Source organism: Aquibium microcysteis, from assembly GCF_014495845.1.
Lineage (GTDB): Bacteria > Pseudomonadota > Alphaproteobacteria > Rhizobiales > Rhizobiaceae > Aquibium > Aquibium microcysteis.
Window position 1 is genome coordinate 4,069,243 of the sequence record NZ_CP061080.1, and the last position, 14,898, is coordinate 4,084,140.

The 14,898-nt window shown below is 67.7% G+C and carries 16 protein-coding genes; 9 read left to right on the forward strand and 7 right to left on the reverse strand.

Features of this window, described 5'->3' with window-relative positions:
- Positions 1-109: 109 nt before the first annotated feature.
- Positions 110-1,012, reverse strand: a complete 903-nt coding sequence (locus tag IAI54_RS18985; RefSeq protein WP_187968681.1) for a DMT family transporter — start codon at positions 1,010-1,012, stop codon at positions 110-112.
- Positions 1,013-1,206: 194 nt separating this feature from the next.
- On the opposite strand from IAI54_RS18985, the gene IAI54_RS18990 reads away from it, so the two are divergent.
- Positions 1,207-2,505, forward strand: coding sequence for an adenylosuccinate synthase (locus IAI54_RS18990; protein WP_187968682.1), 1,299 nt, complete (start codon positions 1,207-1,209; stop codon positions 2,503-2,505).
- Between the two features lie 71 nt (positions 2,506-2,576).
- Positions 2,577-4,271: a hypothetical protein gene (locus tag IAI54_RS18995; RefSeq protein ID WP_187968683.1), complete on the forward strand. Its 1,695-nt coding sequence runs from the start codon at positions 2,577-2,579 to the stop codon at positions 4,269-4,271.
- A gap of 41 nt (positions 4,272-4,312) precedes the next feature.
- On the opposite strand, the gene IAI54_RS19000 is transcribed toward IAI54_RS18995, so the two are convergent.
- The 3 genes from IAI54_RS19000 to IAI54_RS19010 form a co-directional block, all read right to left on the reverse strand.
- Positions 4,313-5,086 (reverse strand): EAL domain-containing protein, encoded by a 774-nt coding sequence (locus IAI54_RS19000; protein ID WP_235679097.1) that lies wholly within the window; start codon positions 5,084-5,086, stop codon positions 4,313-4,315.
- A 378-nt stretch (positions 5,087-5,464) separates the two neighbouring features.
- Positions 5,465-6,376 carry an RNA polymerase sigma factor RpoH gene (gene rpoH / locus IAI54_RS19005; RefSeq protein WP_187968684.1) on the reverse strand — a complete coding sequence of 304 codons (912 nt, stop codon included), beginning with the start codon at positions 6,374-6,376 and terminating at the stop codon, positions 5,465-5,467.
- 192 nt (positions 6,377-6,568) lie between these two features.
- On the reverse strand, positions 6,569-7,591 hold the full coding sequence (locus IAI54_RS19010) for an RluA family pseudouridine synthase (RefSeq protein ID WP_235679098.1): 1,023 nt from the start codon (positions 7,589-7,591) through the stop codon (positions 6,569-6,571).
- A gap of 55 nt (positions 7,592-7,646) precedes the next feature.
- Between IAI54_RS19010 and IAI54_RS19015 the strand changes: the two genes are divergently transcribed.
- The 5 genes from IAI54_RS19015 to IAI54_RS19035 all read left to right on the forward strand — a co-directional run bounded on the left by IAI54_RS19015 (position 7,647) and on the right by IAI54_RS19035 (position 10,426).
- Positions 7,647-8,039, forward strand: coding sequence for a fimbrial protein (locus IAI54_RS19015; RefSeq protein WP_187968685.1), 393 nt, complete (start codon positions 7,647-7,649; stop codon positions 8,037-8,039).
- On the forward strand, positions 8,036-8,443 hold the full coding sequence (locus IAI54_RS19020; RefSeq protein ID WP_187968686.1) for a VOC family protein: 408 nt from the start codon (positions 8,036-8,038) through the stop codon (positions 8,441-8,443). The genes IAI54_RS19015 and IAI54_RS19020 overlap by 4 nt, the downstream gene beginning before the upstream one ends.
- A 78-nt stretch (positions 8,444-8,521) precedes the next feature.
- Entirely contained in the window at positions 8,522-9,271 is a 750-nt protein-coding gene (locus tag IAI54_RS19025) for a YebC/PmpR family DNA-binding transcriptional regulator (RefSeq protein WP_187968687.1), read from the forward strand.
- Positions 9,272-9,341: 70 nt separating this feature from the next.
- A complete protein-coding gene (locus IAI54_RS19030; RefSeq protein ID WP_187968688.1) occupies positions 9,342-10,145 on the forward strand; it encodes an RDD family protein in 804 nt (267 codons plus the stop codon).
- On the forward strand, positions 10,142-10,426 hold the full coding sequence (locus IAI54_RS19035; protein WP_187968689.1) for an Rdx family protein: 285 nt from the start codon (positions 10,142-10,144) through the stop codon (positions 10,424-10,426). Before IAI54_RS19030 ends, IAI54_RS19035 begins: the two co-directional genes overlap by 4 nt.
- A 137-nt stretch (positions 10,427-10,563) precedes the next feature.
- Here the strand turns inward: IAI54_RS19035 and rpmE are convergent, their stop codons facing one another.
- Complete coding sequence (gene rpmE / locus IAI54_RS19040; RefSeq protein WP_187968690.1) at positions 10,564-10,785, reverse strand: 50S ribosomal protein L31; 222 nt, start codon at positions 10,783-10,785, stop codon at positions 10,564-10,566.
- 197 nt (positions 10,786-10,982) lie between these two features.
- Between rpmE and IAI54_RS19045 the strand changes: the two genes are divergently transcribed.
- Both IAI54_RS19045 and IAI54_RS19050 read left to right on the forward strand, forming a co-directional pair.
- Positions 10,983-12,785 carry an ABC transporter transmembrane domain-containing protein gene (locus IAI54_RS19045; protein ID WP_187968691.1) on the forward strand — a complete coding sequence of 601 codons (1,803 nt, stop codon included), beginning with the start codon at positions 10,983-10,985 and terminating at the stop codon, positions 12,783-12,785.
- 12 nt (positions 12,786-12,797) lie between these two features.
- Positions 12,798-13,073 carry a hypothetical protein gene (locus IAI54_RS19050; RefSeq protein WP_187968692.1) on the forward strand — a complete coding sequence of 92 codons (276 nt, stop codon included), beginning with the start codon at positions 12,798-12,800 and terminating at the stop codon, positions 13,071-13,073.
- Positions 13,074-13,473: 400 nt separating this feature from the next.
- Here the strand turns inward: IAI54_RS19050 and IAI54_RS19055 are convergent, their stop codons facing one another.
- Both IAI54_RS19055 and IAI54_RS19060 read right to left on the reverse strand, forming a co-directional pair.
- Complete coding sequence (locus IAI54_RS19055) at positions 13,474-13,686, reverse strand: hypothetical protein (RefSeq protein WP_187968693.1); 213 nt, start codon at positions 13,684-13,686, stop codon at positions 13,474-13,476.
- Between the two features lie 132 nt (positions 13,687-13,818).
- On the reverse strand, positions 13,819-14,883 hold the full coding sequence (locus tag IAI54_RS19060) for a 2-dehydropantoate 2-reductase (RefSeq protein WP_187968694.1): 1,065 nt from the start codon (positions 14,881-14,883) through the stop codon (positions 13,819-13,821).
- Positions 14,884-14,898 lie beyond the last annotated feature (15 nt).

A 14,898-nucleotide genomic window follows, 5' to 3' on the forward strand; every position in this document is an offset into this window, starting at 1 on the left:
TCCGCATGCCCCCGGTGGCGGTGTTGGTATGGTTGCGGGACGCGCCGCAAGCCTTGCCGACCCGCCGCCCGCTTGAACGGGCAGGTCGGTCTCGGCCCAACTGCCCGCTCTAGCCCGCGTCGCCGGCCGCCCTGCGGCGACCGCTCCATTCCGCCAGCCCGATGCCGGCGAAGGCCAGCACCATCGCTGCCACGTGGTAGCCGTGCAGCCTCTCGCCCAGCACCATGAGCGACAAAAGCGTTCCGAAGATCGGCACGAGGTTGATGAACAGCCCCGCGCGGTTCGCGCCGATCATCTCCACGCCGCGCATGTAGAAGACCTGCGACAGAAGCGAGGGAAAGAGGGCGGTGTAGGCGATGCAGGCCCAGCCGGTCGCATCGGGCCAGATCATGGCGCCTGAAGCGTATTCGGCGATGGCGAAGGGCACCGAGGTGAGACAGGCCGCCGCCGCCAGAGCGATCATGTAGCTCTGCCAGTGGATCGCCGGCCGGTAGCGCAGGAAGACGGTATAGCCGGCATAGACGAGCACGGCGACCAGGACCAGCGCGTCGCCACGGTTGAGGTCGAGCCGCAGGAGCCCCCCGAGATCGCCATGCGCGGCCGTCAGCACGACGCCGACGAAGGTGAGCAGAAAGCCGAGGATCTGGCCGGCGAAGACGCGCTGCCGGAAGAGCAGGAAGTTCAGCGCGAAGATCACCATCGGGATGCCGGCGTGCTCGATGCTGCCGTTGACCGCGGAGGTGTAGAGAAAGGCTCCGTAGAGAGACATGTTGAACGCTGCGAAGCCGAAGAAGCCCATCGCCGAGAGATAGGCCAGCCGCGGCCTGACCACCCCCCAGTCGGAGCGCAGCTGCCGGTGGCCGATCGTGTAGAGCAGCCCGAATGCCACCGCCCACCGCAGAACCACGAACAGCATCGGCGACACGTGCCCGACCGCCATCTTCCCGGCCACGGCGTTGCCACCCCAGAATATCGTCGTCATCAGGAGCAGGAGATAGGCCGCTCGTTGCATCCGGTCCGCCTTCGTTGGAGACGGCGCCGGGTTAGAAGCCCGCGCCTTCCCTGTAAACGATCAGCGGCGCATTTTGGTTGGCCCTGTGCCAGAAAGCAGCGGGCTGGGGGGTCGCGCGGGCCTGTGCGCCCCGCTATAGAGGCCTGTCGTTCATATCGGCGCCGATCCAGCGCCGGCACAGGAAGGAAGCATCAATGGCCAACGTCGTGGTCGTCGGGTCTCAGTGGGGAGACGAGGGCAAGGGCAAGATCGTCGACTGGCTGTCCGAGCGGGCCGATCTCGTCGTCCGCTTCCAGGGCGGCCACAATGCCGGCCACACCCTCGTCGTCGACGGCAAGGTCTACAAGCTGTCCCTCCTGCCGTCCGGCGTCGTCCGACCCGGCAAGATGTCGGTCATCGGCAACGGCGTGGTGTTCGATCCGCATGCCTTCGTGGCCGAAATGGACCGGCTGAAGAGCCAGGGCGTCGAGGTCGGGCCCGATCGCCTGAAAATAGCCGAAAACACGGCGTTGATACTGTCCCTGCACAGGGAGCTCGACGGTTTCCGCGAAGACGCGGCGTCCAGCTCCGGCACCAGGATCGGAACCACCCGCAGGGGTATCGGCCCGGCCTATGAGGACAAGGTCGGGCGCAGGGCAATCAGGGTCATGGATCTGGCGGACATGGACACCCTTCCGGGCAAGGTCGATCGCCTGCTCACCCATCACAACGCGCTGCGGCGCGGCCTGGGTCATGCCGAGGTCGACCACGCGACCGCGATGGAGGAACTGCGCTCGGTCGCCGACAAGATCCTGCCCTACATGGACCGCGTCTGGAAGATCCTCGACGACGCGCGCCGCGCAGGCGACCGCATCCTCTTCGAGGGCGCTCAGGGCACGCTGCTCGACATCGACCACGGCACCTATCCCTTCGTCACCTCGTCCAATACGGTCTCGGGCCAGGCGGCGACCGGCTCCGGCGTCGGCCCGGGCGCGATCGGCTACGTGCTCGGCATCACCAAGGCCTACACCACCCGCGTCGGCGAAGGCCCCTTCCCGACAGAACAGGACAACGAGGTCGGCAACTTCCTCGGCGAGCGTGGTCATGAATTCGGCACGGTGACGGGGCGCAAGCGTCGCTGCGGCTGGTTCGACGCGGTGCTGGTGCGGCAGGCGGTTGCGGTCAACGGCATCGACGGCATTGCGCTGACCAAGCTCGACGTCCTCGACGGGCTCGACGAGATCAAGGTCTGCATCGGCTATCGCCTCGACGGAGAGGAAATCGACTATCTTCCGGCGAGCCAGGGTGCCCAGGCCCGTGTCGAACCGATCTACCAGAGCCTCGAGGGCTGGAAGGGCACGACCCGCGGCGCGCGCAGCTGGAACGACCTGCCGGCACAGGCCGTGAAATACGTTCGCTACGTGGAGGAGTTGATCGGCGCGCCGGTGGCGCTGCTTTCGACCAGCCCGGAACGTGAAGACACCATACTTGTGACGGACCCGTTTCAAGATTAGGCTGAAACTCCCGCGGGGGGCGGAGATCACCGCATCTGTCCGGGAGGAAAAAGTATAGGTCGAAGAGACATATGGCGGATTTCGTAGCGGTCCTGAAAAAGACCATCGAAGGCCTCGGCGAGACCACGCCCGACGTGCGCGAGAAGGTTTACCAGAAGGCGCGCATGACCGTCGGCGCGAAGCTGGCGGCCCTCAACCCGCCGGCGTCGCCGGCGGTCGTGGACCGGCAGCGCAAGGCGCTCGAGGAAGCGATCCGAACGGTCGAGGCCGAGTATGCGGCGCTCGAGGCCGAGGACGAGCCGGAACCCGAGGTCGAGGACCCTCTGGACGAACTCGACGCGCTGTTTTCCAGCCTTTCGAAGCCGCCGGTGAAGGCCGCACCCGCCGCACCGCGCGAAGATCCTGCACCGCGTCCCGTCACGCCCGCGGCGCCGGCTGCCGCGCCCGCGGGCAAGGTCGCGGCACAGGCCGGGGCGGCGTCGGCCGCGGTGGCCCCTCCGGCGGCAGCCGCCGCGAGGGACGGTTTCAGGCAGGCGCAGCCGCAGCCGGGTCCGGCTGCGCGCGCTTATGCGGAACCCGAGCCGAGGCCGCGGGACGACGAGGACCTTCCCTTCGATCCGGCGGACGAGGAACCCGCTTTCGGACAGGCCGACGCCTACGCCCCTTACGAAGAGGATGCGCCACCGGCTGCCCGGGACGATGATCCGCTGACCGACGACCTGGCCGACGACGACCGTCACTACGGCCAGGCACGGGCACCGAACGAGCACTCGCGCGGTCGCTCCGGCCTCGTCAAGATGGCGGCCGGCGCGGCCGCGGCCCTGATCGTTTTCGGCGGGCTCGGCTACGGGCTGTGGGCCAACCAGGATGCGATCGGATCGCTGTTCGGAGGCGATGACGTGGCGGCGGTGACTCCGGCGCCCCAGCCTGCGGCGACGCCGGCTCCGGCCGAGCCTGAACCGGCCGAGGAGCAGGAGGAGGAAATCGCTGCCGTGTCCCCCGCGCCACCGGCGACGGACGAAGCCGCGGACGATGCGCCCGCCGACGAGACGACGCCGAAGTTCACCCAGCGGCTGACGCCCGACGGCAGCGAGGTCGACGACGGTCCCGCCGGCGGCGTACCGCTGATCGGCGAAGGAACGTCGGTGGCAGCCGCCACGCAGGCCGCGCCGCCTCCGTCGGCAGCGGCGCCGGCCCCTGACACGGCCGTGCCCGTCGGCCAGCGGGCGATCTTCTACGAGGAGCGGACCAGCGTCGCACAGGGCTCCGCAGAGCCGGGTGCGACCGTCTGGTCGCTGATCCAGGAATCCCCGGGCAACGACCTGCCGCCGGAGCCTGCGATCCGCGCCGAAGCCACCGTGCCCGGCCGGGACATCCAGCTGCGCATGACGATCCGCCGCAATGCGGACAAGTCGCTCCCGGCCAGCCACATCGTCGAACTGATCTTCATCACGCCCGAAAACTTCGCCGGCGGGGCGATCGACAACGTGCTGCGCATGACGATGAAGGAGACGGAGGAGTCCGCCGGCAGCGCGCTGGCCGGAATGACGGCGAAGATCGCCGATGGTTTCTTCCTGCTCGCTCTCAACGACGAGAAGCAGGCGCGTGACGCCAACAACGCGCTGCTGCGCCGCCAGAACTGGATCGACGTCCCGATCGTCTACAAGTCGGGCCGTCGTGCCCTCATGACCATGGAAAAGGGAATACCGGGCGAACAGGTGTTCGAGCAGGCGCTGCGCGCGTGGCAGGACGCCGACAGCGGCTGAACGGCTGGTAACGGCTCCCGGCGTCCGCAGCCGGCGGGGCGTCAGGCCGCCAGGCGGACCGGGCTCGGCACCGGCAGGCTCATGAAGCCGGGCCGGGCGATGACGTAGCCCTGCAGGTGTTCGATGCCGAGGTCGCACAGCGCGGCATGCTCGCCCGCCGTCTCGATCCCCTCCGCCACGAGCGTGATGCCGAGATCCTTCGCCATCACCACGATCCCGCGCACGATGGCGCGCCGCGCGCGATCCGCATCGATGTTGCGAATGAGGTCCATGTCCAGCTTGACGATGTCGGTCTGGAAATTCGCGAGCAGGCCGAGACCGGCGTAGCCGGCGCCGAAATCGTCGATCGCCGTGAGGAACCCGTAGGACTGATAGGCCCGCACGATATCCTTCACGTGGCCGGTGTCGCGGATCATCTCGTTCTCGGTGAATTCGAAGATGATGCTGGACAGCGGAAAACCGGTCTCCCGGGCCGTATCGAGCGTCAGCCGGATGCAGGCTTCGGCCTTGTAGACGGCGTTCGGCATGAAGTTGATCGACAGCCGGGCGCCGAGGTCTGCGAGCCCGAGCGAAGCCGCACTGCTGATCGCGGTTCGGCGGCAGGCCTGATCGAAGGCGTAGCGGTTCGCGTCGTTGACCTGTGCCAGCACGGCTCCGGCGCCCTGCCCCTGCTCGCCGCGCACGAGCGCTTCATAGGCGAAGATGCTGCCGTCGGTCGCCCGCACGATCGGCTGGAACGCCATGGCGATCCCGAAGGGGAGGCTCTCGCCATTGCGGCAGCCTTCGCAGCGGCCGATTCGTTCCTGCTTCGTCACCGGTAAGCTCCTGTCGGGACCGCACGCCACGGTCCCTCGCCTCACTGAAGTCGAGCTTTGGGTCGGAGGCATGAATATTCAGTTGACGATCGCGATGCCGCTGGCCAATCGCGCGCCGATCCAGAAAAGGACCGAGAAACGGCTAAACCAGTCAGCCATCCAACGTCAGCAACAAAGCATCAAAAGATAAGAGACGAAGACGGGGAGACCCTGGAATGTCACCGGCTGCCCGACGGCTCCGTGCCAAACCTTCGGGCTCACGGACTCTCCTTTACGTAAGGGACTCACCCGCACAAAAGAAAAAGCCGCCCCGTGACGGGGCGGCTCGCGCATGCGGCTGAGAGACCGGATGGCCGGGTGCGATGGATCGTCGACCGGTCACGCGTCCGCGCCGGCCTCGATCGTGCGCAGGGCCTGCGCCTGGCGGCGCGCGGCCGCCTTGACCGCTTCCTGGACCTTCTCGAAGGCCCGGACCTCGATCTGGCGCACGCGCTCGCGGCTGATGTCGAACTCGGACGAGAGCTCCTCCAGCGTCAGCGGGTCTTCGGACAGCCGCCGCGCCTCGAAGATACGCCTCTCGCGTTCGTTGAGCACGTCGAGCGCTCCCGACAGCATGCCGCGCCGGTTTTCCAGCTCGTCCTGCTCGACCAGCATTTCTTCCTGCGACTGGCTGTCGTCGACGAGCCAGTCCTGCCACTCGCCGGACTCGCCTTCGGTGGCGCGGATGGGCGCGTTCAGCGACGCGTCGCCGGAAAGGCGGCGGTTCATCGACACCACCTCTTCCTCCGACACGTTGAGCCGCGTCGCGATCTCGGTGATCTGCTCGGGCTTGAGGTCGCCCTCTTCCAGCGCCTGGATCTTGCCCTTCACCTTGCGCAGGTTGAAGAACAGGCGCTTCTGGTTGGCCGTGGTGCCCATCTTCACCAGGCTCCACGACCGCAGGATATATTCCTGGATCGAAGCCTTGATCCACCACATCGCGTAGGTGGCGAGACGGAAGCCTCTGTCGGGCTCGAACTTCTTGACGGCCTGCATCAGGCCGACATTGCCTTCCGAGACCACCTCGCCGATCGGCAGGCCATAGCCGCGATAGCCCATCGCGATCTTGGCGACGAGGCGGAGATGGCTGGTGACCAGCTTGTGAGCAGCGGCGGTGTCGCCGTGCTCGTTGAACCGCTTGGCGAGCATGTACTCTTCCTGCGGCTGGAGCATCGGAAAGCGGCGGATTTCTTCGAGATAGCGGGCGAGGCCGCCTTCTCCGGAAACGATGCTGGGCAATGACTGGGCCATGAAGCGCCCTCCCTCTTTTCGTGTTCGACCCCCGGAAACCGGCAGGCCAGCGGACGCGGCCGTGCTCACGACGCACCACGACCTGCGCGAGATATAGGAACGAATTCTGGCGATTTCACGGTGAATGTCGGGCTGACACGCTGCGTCACCCGGACGTGAACGATCCGCTCGCCTTGCGGTATCGGCCGGTCGTCAGATCCGGCTCTTGCCAGACAAACCCTCGAACCCGGCGACGAGTTCCGCCATATCCGGCGGCAAGGGGGTCACGAACGTCATCTCCTCCCCGGTCGCGGGATGCCGGAACGCCAGGAGCCGCGCATGCAGGGCTTGCCGGGGGAAGTCGCGCGCGAGGCTCTTCACCGGGTCAGGCAGACGGTTCGCCTTGGTGCGGAAGGCGGCCCCGTATTCCGGATCGCCGATGACCGGGTGGCCGATATGGGCCATGTGCACCCGGATCTGGTGCGTTCGGCCCGTCTCCAGCCGGCACTCGACGAGCGCGGCGACCTCTTCCCTGCCTTGCAGCGCGTAGCGGCTTTCCACGGAAAAATGCGTCACGGCATGCCGGGCGTCGTCGCGATCCTCGCTGACCACCGCGCGCTTGGTGCGATCCCGGCCGGACCGGCCCAGCGCCGCATCGATCGTTCCGGCGCTGCGCGGCGGCACGCCCCAGACCAGCGCGGCATAGGCGCGCTCGAGATCGCCGCTGCGACCGTGATCGGCGAAGGCGTCCGACAACGCCCGGTGCGCCGCATCGGTCTTGGCCGCCACCATCACGCCGCTGGTGTCCTTGTCGAGCCGGTGCACGATGCCCGGCCTGCGCACGCCGCCGATGCCAGAGAGCGACGCACCGCAATGATGGATCAGCGCATTGACCAGCGTCCCCGTCCAGTTGCCGGAGCCGGGATGGACGACCAGCCCCGCCGGCTTGTCGATGACGATCAGGTGCTCGTCCTCGAACAGCACGGTCAGCGGGATGTCCTCGCCCTCGGGCTCGGCGGGTTCGGGCTCGGGGACCGCCAGAACCACCCGGTCGCCGCCCGCGATCTTGCGCTTCGGCTCCGTGACGGCGACGCCGCCGATGCGCACGGCCCCCTCGCGGATCAGTACCTGGACGCGACTGCGCGAATAGTCGCCGCCGAGTCTGGCCGTAAGCCACTGGTCGAGCCGCTCGCCCGCGGCAGCGGAATCGGCAACGAAGGCGCTTTCGCCTTCCAAATCGGGTTCGGCTTCGATATCAGGGGCGCGCGACAGGGACCTGGCTCCGGAAAAAATGCAGAAACCGACCTTCGATCACGAACTCGACGAACAGCCGCTCGATCCGGCTGCTGAGCGGGTCCGGCGCAAGCTCATGCGCTTCGTCGTCATCAACATCGGTATCCTGCTGACCGCCGTTATGGCCGTGCTCGTCGCCGTTGTCTACAAGTCCGGCGTCGTCTCGTCGCCCAGCGAGCGCGCAGCGACCAATGCCGCGGTTCCCTCCTCCGCCGACGTGCCCTTCGTGGAAGGCGTCATCGCCCTGCCCGCCGGGGCGCGCGTCGTTTCGCACGCACTTTCCGGCGACCGGCTGACGCTCCATGCGCAACTGCCGGGCGGCACCACCGCGATCTACCACTACGATCTCGCGGAGCGCCGCATGCTCGGACGCTACGTGATCGCCGAGTGACCGCCCGCCCGCCGCGCCGCATCGCCACCGTGGCGGTGCTCGTCGCCGACTACGGCACGGCCATCCGCTGGTATCGCGACTGCCTGCGCCTCGATCTGCTGGAGGACGTCCCGCTCGGCGGCGGCAAGCGCTGGGTGGTCATGGGGACGCCCGATGGCGGTGCCCGCATCCTGCTGGCGAAGGCAGAGGGTCCAGCCCAACTGGCCCGTATCGGCGACCAGACCGGCGGCCGCGTCTTCCTCTTTCTCGAGACCGACGATTTCGACCGCGACCACGCCGCGATGCGGGCCGCAGGCGTGGCCTTCCTGGAGGAGCCGCGGCGCGAGGCCTATGGGACGGTCGCCGTCTTCGAGGATCTCTGCGGCAACCGCTGGGACCTGATCGAGCCGCGCAGCTCCTTCTGAAGCCTGTTCTTCTGGACCTTCGCCTGCAAACTAACTATAAGCCCGCGAAATCCTGAAGAGACCGACGACAGGGGTGCCATGGCTGGCCATTCACAGTTCAAGAACATCATGCATCGCAAGGGGCGTCAGGACGCCGTGCGCTCCAAGATGTTTTCCAAGCTCGCGCGCGAGATCACCGTCGCCGCCAAGATGGGAATACCCGATGCCGACATGAACCCGCGCCTGCGCCTCGCCATCCAGGCGGCCAAGGCGCAGTCCATGCCGAAGGACAACATCCAGCGCGCCATCAACAAGGCCGCCGGCAACGACACCGAGAACTACGAGGAAGTCCGCTACGAGGGCTATGGGCCGGGCGGCGTCGCCGTCATCGTCGAGGCGCTGACCGACAACCGCAACCGCTCCGCCTCCAACGTGCGCGCCGCCTTCACCAAGGCCGGCGGCGCGCTCGGCGAAACCGGATCGGTCTCCTTCATGTGGGACAGGACGGGCGAGATCACCTACCCCGCCTCGGCCGGCGATGCCGACAAGGTCATGGAGGCCGCCATCGAGGCCGGCGCCGAGGACGTTCAGTCCGACGAGGAAGGTCACACCATCTACTGCGCCTTCTCCGACATCGGCGAGGTGTCGAAGGCGCTGGAGGCCGCGCTCGGCGAGGCCGAGACGGTCAAGACCATCTGGAAGCCGCAGAACACCATCCCGGTCGACGAGGAACGGGCCCAGTCGCTGATGAAGCTGATCGCCGTGCTCGAGGACGACGACGACGTGCAGAACGTCTACGCCAACTTCGAGGTCGACGAGGAGACCATGGCGAAGCTCTCCGCCGCCTGATCCGTCACATCTTTCAGTTGAATTCCAGCGCGGCTTGAGCCAATCCTTCCGCACGCAAGGGGATGGATCGATGAGTGACGGCGCGAGCACCGACGCAGAGCGGCGACCCTGCTACTGGCGTCGCGCCGGTTTCTGGCGGCGCGCCGCGGCATGGCTGGTCGATTGTTCGGTGGTCCTCATCCCTCTTCAGATCGTAATCGTCGTGTTGTTTGCCTGGACGAACGGGAGGATCCAGGGAAGCTTCGGCTTCGTGCTCAGGACCTGCACCCCTCTGGCCGCGCTTCCCCCGGGGCTGCAAACGAAGATTCCCGATCCGACCAGCTTCGTCGATTGCCGCTCGTCGCTCCTGGGGGCGGGAACGTCGCGCTACCTGATCGTCTCCAGATCCGAAACGCAGGGCGCCACGACGACCGGTGTTTTCGAGACGTTCTGGCTCGACCCCAGCGGGCAACTCGCCCAGTTGCCGGTCTATAACGCGTCCTGGATCGCAGTCCTTGTCCTGCTCGTCTATGTCGTCGGGATGGAGGGCCTGCGGGGCCAGACGCTCGGCAAGCGGCTCCTCGGAATCCGGACGGTCGCCCTCTCCGGGGGCCGCACGATCGGAACAGGCATCTATCGCGCCCTTGCGCGACGGCTGGCCATGATGCTCTTCGTCCTCGCGGCCCTGCCCTCCTGGGCTATGGCCGCATGGATCGGCGACGATACGGCAGCGGCGTCCCGGCTGGTGGTCGACCCGACCTACTGGGCGGCGAGCATAGCCGGCACCGCCCTAAGCGTCGCCTGGTTCGTCTGGATCGCCGTGTCGATGATGCGCAAGCGCGACCCGATCTACGACCGGATCGCCGGCACGGCCGTGCTTCACGCATCGCCATGAAGCCCGTCATCCGCATCACCTACTGCACCCAGTGCCAGTGGCTCCTGCGCGCCGCCTGGATGGCGCAGGAGCTTCTGTCGACCTTCGGCGCCGACCTCGGCGAGGTGGCGCTGGTGCCGGGCACGGGCGGCGTCTTCGAGATCACCTGCGACGGCGTCACGATCTGGGAACGCAAGCGCGACGGCGGTTTTCCGGAGGCGAAGGTGCTGAAGCAGAAGGTCCGCGACGTGGTCTGGCCGGAGCGCGGGCTCGGGCATTCGGACCGGCCGAGCGCCGGGTAGCCCGGGCCTGCGGCAGAGCCTTCGCCGTTTGCCGCAGCGCTGCCGGGCGAGTGTGGGATAACCCTCGAAGAAGCTGCCGCGGGCATCAAAAAACCCCGCCGAAGCGGGGTTCCTGGAAGGCGAAGTCCGTCTGCGGCTCAGAGGCCGAGACCGGCGAACTTGCTCTTGAACTTGGTCAGGCGGCCGCCGCGGTCGAGCAGCGTCTGCTGGCCGCCGGTCCAGGCCGGGTGCGTGGACGGATCGATGTCGAGGTTCATCGTGTCGCCTTCCTTGCCCCAGGTCGACTTCGTGAAATACTCGGTGCCGTTGGTCATCACCACCTTGATGGTGTGGTAGTCGGGGTGGATGTTCTCTTTCATCGCTTTCGTCCTGATCCCTGGGGCATCCGCGCGGCCGGCGCGCCTGCGGCAATCTTGCCCGTGTTAAATGGTTGAAGCCGCGGCCAGCGGGGGCTACGGCTTCAAAAAACGTCGGCGAGCCTATACATCAGCCGAAACGGAAGCACAAGGCCGGCCTGCGCAAGCCCGCAGCCGGCGGGACAGGAAGCGAGGACGGCATGGCGGATTTATCGGGCGAGGCCGAAAGACGCCGCCGCTCCCTGAAACCGCTTCGCAAGCTGTTTCCCTATCTCCTGAACTACAAGGGCCTCGTCGCCGGCGCCCTCGTCTTCCTGGCGCTCGCCGCGGCGACGACGCTGACGCTGCCGCTGGCGGTCCGGCGCATGGTCGACCACGGCTTCTCGGCATCGGACTCGACCTTCATCGCCAACTATTTCTCGATGCTGATCGTGATCGCCCTCGTGCTCGCGATCGCCTCGGCCTGCCGCTACTACTTCGTCATCACCCTCGGCGAGCGGATCGTCGCCGACGTGCGCCGCGACGTCTTCCGCCACGTCACGACGCTGTCGCCGGGCTATTTCGACACGGTGCAGTCGGGCGAGATCGCCTCGCGGCTGACGGCCGATACCACGCAGATAAAGTCCGCCGTCGGCGCCACCGCGTCGATGGCGCTGCGCAACACCATCCTCGGCGTCGGCGCGCTCGGCATGATGGTGGTGACGAGCCCGAAACTCTCCATGCTGGTCATCGGTGCGATCCCGGTCGTCGTTCTCCCGCTCGTGGCCTTCGGCCGCTCCGTTCGCCGCAGGTCGCGGCTCGCTCAGGACACGCTCGCGGCAGCCTCCGCCTATGCCAGCGAGCAGATCGGTTCGATCCGCACGTTGCAGGCCTTCACCAACGAGGGCGTGGTCGCCGGCCGTTTCGCGACCGCCGTGGAGACCGCCTACAGGGCGGCGCAATCCTCGGTCTTCGCCCGTTCCTTCCTGACCTTCTTCGCCATCTTCATGATCTTCTCGTCGGTGGTGGCCGTGCTCTGGTTCGGCTCGCGCGACGTTCTCTCGGGCGCCATGAGTGCGGGCACGCTCGGCCAGTTCCTGCTCTATTCGGTCTTCGCCGCCGGCGCGCTCGGCGCCCTGTCGGAGGTCTGGGGGGAACTCAGCCAGGCGGCGGGCGCCGCCGAGCGGCTGACCGAGCTTCTCGCCGAGGAGCCGACGATCGCCGCGCCCGCCGATCCGGTACCCCTGCCCGCGACGCCGATCGGCTCGGTGGCGTTCCGCGACGTGCACTTCGCCTATCCGACCGCACCGGACCGCTCGGCGCTGCGCGGCTTTTCCTTCGAGGCGAAGCCGGGCGAGACCATCGCCATCGTCGGCCCGTCCGGCGCCGGCAAGACGACGATCTTCTCGCTGCTGCTGCGCTTCTACGATCCGCAGCGCGGCGCGATCCTCGTCGACGGCGTCGATCTCGCCCGGGCCGACCCGCAGGAGGTGCGCTCGCGCATCGCGCTCGTCCCGCAGGACCTGACCATCTTCGCCGCCACGGTGCGCGAGAACATCGCCTTCGGCCGTCCCGGCGCGACCGACGCCGAGATCGAGGCGGCGGCGACGGACGCGCTGGCCGACGAGTTCATCCGCGCGCTCGACCGCGGCTACGACACGCCCGTGGGCGAACGCGGCGTCACGCTCTCCGGCGGCCAGCGCCAGCGCGTCGCGATCGCCCGCGCCATCCTGCGCGACGCGCCGATCCTTCTGCTCGACGAGGCGACATCGGCGCTCGACGCCCAGAGCGAGACGCTGGTCCAGGCGGCGCTCGAACGGCTCATGGAAGGCCGCACCACCCTCGTCATCGCCCACCGCCTGGCGACCGTGCTGAAGGCCGACCGCATCCTCGTGCTCGACCAGGGCCGCGTCGTCGAGGAAGGCACCCACCAGAGCCTCGTCGCGCGCGACGGCGTCTATGCCAGGCTCGCCAAGCTGCAGTTCGAGACCGGAGCGGACGCGTTCAGGAAGGCGGCGGAGTAGCGGGAGGGGCGGGTGTGTCTTGCCAACGCTTCAAGCCGGCTCATTGAGCCCATATCACGGGTGGCGCGCGGCGCGGAGGACAAGCGCCGCGCTCGTTTGGAGCGCCATGCCAACGGCTTCCGCGAACCGAATGTGCAGAACGTTGCCGTCGTCGAGATTGTTCTCGACGACGCTTCGATCTTCGATGGACATCAACATAGCAGGTTCGATCGCTCGCTGTTGTCGAACAACAGCGAGCGATCGGCAAGGCGAATGGCGGAAGGCAGTCGCGAGAAGGCCGTTTCGTAGCGCCTGCGTACAACGTTCTCGGGGATATCGTGCCCACCGGCCGCGACACGCTCTGCCACTCGTCTGACGTTCAAGTCGACCGAACTGAGTGTGATGAAAACGAGAGATACCTCGTATCCGACGGATCTGCAGCGCGCCATCAGACTCACGGACTGGTGGCTGCTGAGCGTCGTCTCCTACACGAAATCCCGGCGAGCCTCGATGACATGATCCAGATGCATCAGCACCTGCCGCCCGGCTGCGAGGTACACGGTCTCCGGTGATTCGGGATTCAGCCCTCTGGCGACGATGTCAGCGTTGACGAACTCGCCCGGCGGCTGGAGGTATCGATAGAGCGTCGACTTCCCCGAGCCATTGGCGCCGCCGAGGATCGTGCAATATGGCCTCCTTGCGTCGGGCACTAGAGTCTGGGGCCGATTTCCCGGACGACGACGTCCTCGCCATTGATGAACTCGACGAGATGGCGTGAACCGTCGGGCAACTCGCGCACCACGCCCCCCTCGCGCGGGTCGTGATAGTAGGCCGGCGCACCGGCGCAGCGCGCCTCCTCGACGGCGATCCGGCCAGCCTGACGAAGCTTGGCCTGATTCCTGCGCCATTGCTCGATGATCATGACCGGACACCTTTCGTGGCTCCCGGCGCACCAGCCCGGAGCAAGGGCGCTGCGCCGTCTGACGAAGCCTGTCTGCCGAACGCAGATAGGGATCTTCGCCCGAAACGACGATATGCGTCTCGAATTCTAAAATCACTGCTGCCTTGGGCTACTTGGGGAGCTGAAAGCCTCAACCCGCGCCCGCGCGAACCGCTCTGCGACGTCGGCGGGCGACCAGTCGCGGCGGCCCGCCTCGCATGCCTCCACCATCGCGACCATGGCCTCGGCGAGCGGCGCGCGCAGGCCGTGCCCGGCGGCGAGCCGCACCACGGCGCCTTGCAGGAACCGCACCTCGGTGGTGCGTCCGCGGGCAATGTCCTCGGCCATCGACGACGTGGCCTGCGGGTCGATGGCGAGCATGCGGCGGGCGACGAGGCGAAACAGCGGGTCGGGCAGCCGGAGCAGATGCGGGATCAGCGCCGGGCGGATGCCTTCGATGCGCGGCAGAGCGAGCCCCGCGGAACGGGCGATGCCGAGCGCCTCGGCCATCTGGTCGGCGACGAGCAGGCGCCAGGCCCGGTGCGACAGCTGCGCCTTCAGCGGCAGACCGGACAAGGCGTTGAGCGCGTTGTTGAGGTTGAGGATCAGCTTCGACCAGGCAAGGCCGGCCATGTCCGGATGCATGGCGACGGGCAGGCCCTCGACCGCGAGCAGCGCCGCGAGATCGGGATGGCCCGCTTCGATGGTGAGCGAACCGGCGGTGGCGCGGTGGAAGCGCGGCGTCGTGCCCTGTCCCGACGTCTGCACGACGTTAAACGGCACCATGCCGGCGACCACCCGACGTCCCGGAAGCCGGCTGCGCAGGATCGGGGCGTTGTCGACGCCGTTCTGCAGGCTGACGACGACGGCGCGGGGCGGCGCATGAGCGGCGATCAGCCCTGCCATCGCTGCGGTGTCGCCGCTCTTGACCGTGACGAGGACGAGATCTGCGTCGCGCAGTGCCGCCGACGGCTCGGCCGCGAGGCCGATCAGGTCCGGCCCGACATGGCGCCCGCGCGCCTCGAGATCGGTGATCCACAGCCCCTGCGCGGCGATCGCCTGCACGAGCGGCAGCCGGGCGAGCAGCGTGACGTTCCGGCCGGCTGCCGCGAGCGACCCGCCGACGAAGCAGCCGATGCTGCCGGCACCCGCCACCACGATGCGCGCCGCCTCATCCATGCCGGCGCCCGCCCC